The organism is uncultured Fretibacterium sp., assembly GCF_938040765.1.
In the GTDB taxonomy this organism is placed as follows: domain Bacteria; phylum Synergistota; class Synergistia; order Synergistales; family Aminobacteriaceae; genus CAJPSE01.
Window position 1 is genome coordinate 1 of the sequence record NZ_CALIAA010000210.1, and the last position, 4,544, is coordinate 4,544.

Consider the following 4,544-nt stretch of genomic DNA (forward strand, 5'->3'; position numbering starts at 1 on the left):
CAGTGGCGCACTTGTATGGAACTGTTGCGAGCTTCCGGGGTTTGACATATGAACTTGCTCGAAATGCGGCATCTTCCTCGTTTTCCTGGCTTGACGTATGGTTCGACGTTATGATGGTCTTGTTCTGCGTCGTATTCTTTTTCTTCGCCAATGCCATCCGCAGGGAGTGGATGCCGCACTGCCGGGAGCTGATTCTTGCACTGAAGGAAGGGCGGGACCCGGACCTTTCCGACCGGGCGCGCATGGCGGAGATGCGCCGGACCGTTCTGGGATGGGGTGTGAACAGCGGCTATGTCCGCTACGATCGGGATCGGGGCGTCTGGCAGCTGAATGCGCAAAAGGGGCGGATAATCGGATGATGAGCCGGCGATTGGCGCTGAGCCTGCTGTGGGTCATCGTTACGTTGGTCTGGATGCTTCCCGTTCCCTGCACATGGCTGCGGCGTGCATCTCAAAGTAATAGGCGAAGTCCGTCCATTTTTGAGAGCGATGCTTGGTGTCGTACAATCCAATTGGTTCTGCATACCTGCAGCGGCGTCCTGTTGGGGCTGGGAGTCATCTGGGATGAGTACACCTTTTGGTTTATCGTGGGAGCGCTTGCGATACACCTGCCTCTTTTCCTTACCTTTGGTGGAAGGAGATGACGACTCTGCGGTTCTCGCTGGGCATCTTATGGCTTATTGTATGTCTGGGGATGGTTCTGTACCCGCTACCTATTGTCGCTTGATGTTTACAGCGAGTGGATGCCTCGATGTCAGGCTCTGTCCCGTGCATTGCATGAGGGGCGGAACGCCCATGCCGCCGGGTTCTTCGAGGCGATGCGGGAGGCGGGGGAAACGCTGTTCTGCAGCCTGCACAAACAATGGCCTTGGACAAGGGGGGGCGATGAAACGTGAAAATGCGGTCCGTTTGCTGGGTACTCCTTTTTATCTCGGGGGCGTTTCTGCTGTCGTCGTTTCTCATCTCATTTTTTGGGAAGCAGGGGGTAGGCGGCCGGATTGTCCTGCCTGAGGGAGTCTCTGTAGAACTGTCTTCCCTGACCGTTTCTCTATCGTTCCACGATGAGGAGACGAAACCGGCGTCCAACGGGCGGTTCGGCCCTCTGGAACTGCCTCGGGACGAGATGTGCAGCCTGCATACCTTTCTGCCCCCGCGCAAAGGCAAGGAGGAGGCACGTTTTTTTTTGAGCGGTCTCTACATCCCCGGGGACGAGACGGTGACGATCGACAGCATGAGCACGGCACTGGCGATCATCTGGCCTGTGGTGTCGGCGTACAGATCCGTAAAGGATCGGGAGGCGGAGGTCCGAAGAGTGCTGCTGGCGCTGCCGGAGGTTCGGAGATTGGGTCACCTCGTCGCCAAAGGGTTGTCCAGAGACCCGGATTACCTGACCTCCCAACTATCGGAGCACTCGGCTCGGACCACACATTTGCCTGATGTGCCGCAGGAGCTTTTCGAGGCGGCAAATGCCGCCATTGAAGCGGGATTCAAAGCCCTGTACGACCCGTGGGCTCCTGTTGGGCTCAGACTGCCGGATACGGATCCGGGGCCCATGAGGACATTCAAGAGCGATACGGATGGGGATGGGACTCCCGACGTCTGGGACGCCGGTCCGCTCGACCCGTCGCGGGGTGCCTACCCGGAATACGCGGAGGCCGAGACGGGGTGCGCTTCAAACAATGGCATCGACACTGCGGAATTCAGGGAAGCTCCCGCCGCGATGCCCGCCGCCATGTCGGGCGTCGTGGACAACAGCGCCGGCTGTGACAGCGACTGTTTTGCTATCCGCTTCGACAGGACGGGGGCCTATTCGGTCCTGGTCGCCCACACGCCGTTCATGAACCCCGTCATGAGCGTCGAGACGGGGAAGAACGAGGAGCCCCTGACCGTTTTCAATATGCCGGGCCTTCCGGCCAGCGACTGGACGTGGGCACAGTGCGAGATTCCCCGTCCCGGGGTGTACTGGTTCACCATTATGACCCTGGCGGAGGCCGCACAGAAGTGGCGTTACCGCGCGCTGATCTTTCAGGACGAGTATGCCGACGGCATCCCGGACGAGCTGCACGACCTTCTGGGCATGGACAGGGGGTATGAGGACACGGATGACGACACCCTGCCCGACCTCATGGAACTGCTGACGGTACTGCGCCGTCTGGAGCCGTACCGCGAGGCCGGAACCTTTTCCGACTCCGCCTGGCGGAATGCGGTCAACCCCGGCAACTCTCCCAAGGGCGCCGTGTGGCTGGACCGGAACTCCGACGCGGACGGCGACGGCATCCCCGACTTCGTTGAATATTACCCCTTCGACAGGATCTTGTCATTCAAACTGCCCTTCGAGCAGTTCTTTCCCCGCAACGACACGGACGGCGACGGCATCCCCAATTTTCTCGATACGGACAGCGACGGCAATGGCGTGCCGGACGATGTGGAGGGGATGTTCAGAGGCGGACGCCCTGCGGACACGGATGGGGACGGAATTTTCGATTACAAGGACAGGGATGACGACCAGGACGGTCTCCTGGACGTGAACGACTCCGACCGGCTGAGGCCGACGAAGCTATGGAATGTGCATCGGATGCCCCGCGTGTCGTTCTTCAACCCGGCGCGGGAGGTCCCTGACGTTATCGCTCCGGGGGAGGAGATTGAGGTCCGGTGCGAGGAACTGAGGAAGGCAAACGCGGAGGATACCTGGATTGTGCTGCGCGAATCGCTGAAGGAGCACTCCGATCCTCTGAACGTGAGGCCGCGCCTTCTGGACGGCGACAAGGCTGTCTTTTTGTGCCCGAACGAGGTCTCCGAGGGCGCCTGGGTCGTTTCCCTGTCGATCGGAGGACGCAGGAACTACGGCGTGGAGGTCCAGAGCCTCCGCTCCCGCGTTCCGGTCCTGCACTCCATCACGCGTATTGGGACGGACAAACTGAGAGTGGAGGGAGAGAACCTGGATGTCGCCCTTCAGGTCGTGTTTGCGGGGGGTGTCGCGGCGGTGGACAATTCAAACGGGGCCGCCGATTTTTTCGAGGTATCTGTTCCGGAGAAGGCGGTTTCCGGCCCCGTGCATCTCTCCAGCCGTTTCGGCAATAGCGCGTCCCTCGATTTTTCGGTCGGAAGGGCTGTCATGGGGCGGATTACCCTGCCCAGGGGGGCGCGGGTGGACATCGCCTCCTCGACCGTCTGTGGGCTGGGGAACATGAGGGTGAAGCCCTCGGCGGACGGAAATTTCGGTCCCATTGCGATATCGTGGGAGAGCTCGTGCGTGGTGAGGGCCATCTTTTCTACCTCGGGGGATGAGGTCTCTCTCGGCTTGCTGAGCGGGCTCTGGATTTCGGGCGACAAGACGGTCGAGATCGACTGCATGAACGATGCCTTGGCCTCGGTCTGGGTTTTCCTCAAGGTGCATTCGATGTTGAGGGAGGGGCGTGAGGCGGAGGACCGAGAGCGTCTGTTGGGCCTCCCCGAGATTCGGGCGCTGAGCGGTGCCGTTGCGGAAAGGCTCCGTAAAGGGGAGACCCTGCCGATAATTCAAAAAATAGAGAGGGCCTACCGGGCCGCGACGGAGGCGGCGGTAAAGGCGCTGGGTGGGAAGACGAAAAAATGACGCCGCTGCGTTCCGTGCTGGGGCTTCTGTGGCTGGCGGGGGCATCGGCCTGGATGCTGCCTTCGCCCTGTATGAATCTTTGGCGGGCATGGGGGTATCGCAGCGCCCGGCCCGGGGCCGGAAATGGAAACTTCGCCGTCATGGGGGCGATGAAGCAGCTTTGTTTCATCGCGTCGGGCATCGTCGCGGGCCTGTCCGCGTTCTGGTGGGAGCACCTGTATCTCTGCCTCGAGACGGCCTTGACCCTTCTGCTGCTGGGGGTGTGGCTGATCTATTTCGAGGCGCCCATAGACGGCCTGTTCGATGCGGACGACGAGGAGGTCTTGAGCGATGAGGAGATGCTGTCGCTGTGGTACGGCGGCTTGAACGCGATTTATGTTCAGGCCCGAAGCCGATGGGGTGTGGATTACAGCTTTTCCCGGACGAGGGCCTGGTTTTGGGATGTCCCCGAGCTCAGGGCCGCAGCCTATTACTTCAAGGCTCAGTTCGCCGCTTTTTTGTTGGCAACGCTGTTGCTTTGGTTGGCAACGGGGGGGATTTCCGGAGTCACAGAATTTAAGACGTTTTATTTACCATATAATTACAATACATTGTCTGCCGAATACGCATTGAGAAATATGCCCGGTTTGTGGGTCCGAATCCCCATCGCGCTCTTTATCTGCACCGTGTTCCTCCCATTCGCCTGGTCTCTCCGCCGGGAGTGGATGGCGCGTTACCGGGAGCTGGTTCGCGCCCTGAAGGACGGCAGGGACCCCGATCTGTCCGACCGGGCGCGGTTGGCGGAGATGCGCCGGGTGGTTCTGGGCTGGGCTCTGGAGAAAAGTCTCGTCCATTACGACCGGGCATCCGGGGTATGGAAGCCGGGCTCGGGAACGACACAATCGGAAAGGGGGCGCCTGATCGGATGAACCCCTCTCACTACTATTTTTTCCCCCTTTCCACATGGCTGG

Annotated in this window: 3 protein-coding genes; all 3 read left to right on the forward strand. The window is 60.4% G+C overall.

The features are described from left to right. Positions 1 to 110: 110 nt before the first annotated feature. The 3 genes from Q0176_RS07235 (at position 111) to Q0176_RS07245 (ending at position 4,502) form a co-directional block, all read left to right on the forward strand. Positions 111 to 359, forward strand: coding sequence for a hypothetical protein (locus tag Q0176_RS07235; RefSeq protein WP_299300813.1), 249 nt, complete (start codon positions 111 to 113; stop codon positions 357 to 359). Positions 360 to 1,182: 823 nt separating this feature from the next. Next, entirely contained in the window at positions 1,183 to 3,594 is a 2,412-nt protein-coding gene (locus tag Q0176_RS07240) for a hypothetical protein (protein WP_299300815.1), read from the forward strand. After that, positions 3,591 to 4,502 (forward strand): hypothetical protein, encoded by a 912-nt coding sequence (locus Q0176_RS07245; RefSeq protein ID WP_299300818.1) that lies wholly within the window; start codon positions 3,591 to 3,593, stop codon positions 4,500 to 4,502. The genes Q0176_RS07240 and Q0176_RS07245 overlap by 4 nt, the downstream gene beginning before the upstream one ends. Positions 4,503 to 4,544 lie beyond the last annotated feature (42 nt).